1 protein-coding gene is annotated in these 478 nt (G+C 64.6%); it reads left to right on the forward strand.

Features of this window, described 5'->3' with window-relative positions; translation table 11 throughout:
* Position 1: 1 nt before the first annotated feature.
* Positions 2-478: GTP-binding protein (locus EIK80_RS25055; RefSeq protein ID WP_125159714.1), on the forward strand; the 477-nt coding region annotated here is incomplete at its 3' end.

Here is a 478-nt window from a genome sequence, read left to right on the forward strand (position 1 = left end):
GATGGCCAAGGAAAAGTTCGAACGCACTAAGCCGCACTGCAACATCGGCACCATCGGTCACGTTGACCATGGCAAGACGACGCTGACGGCGGCGATCACGATCACGCTGGCGAAGTCGGGCGGCGCGACCGCCAAGAACTACGCCGACATCGACGCCGCGCCGGAAGAAAAGGCCCGCGGCATCACGATCAACACCGCGCACGTCGAGTACGAGACGGCCAACCGTCACTATGCTCACGTCGACTGCCCCGGCCACGCCGACTACGTGAAGAACATGATCACGGGCGCCGCCCAGATGGACGGCGCGATCCTGGTCGTGTCGGCCGCCGACGGTCCGATGCCGCAGACCCGCGAGCACATCCTGCTGGCCCGTCAGGTCGGCGTGCCGGCCCTGGTCGTGTTCATGAACAAGGTCGACATGGTCGACGACGAAGAGCTGCTGGAGCTCGTCGAAATGGAAGTGCGCGAGCTGCTCAGC

This window comes from Caulobacter sp. 602-1, assembly GCF_003931565.1.
Lineage (GTDB): Bacteria > Pseudomonadota > Alphaproteobacteria > Caulobacterales > Caulobacteraceae > Caulobacter.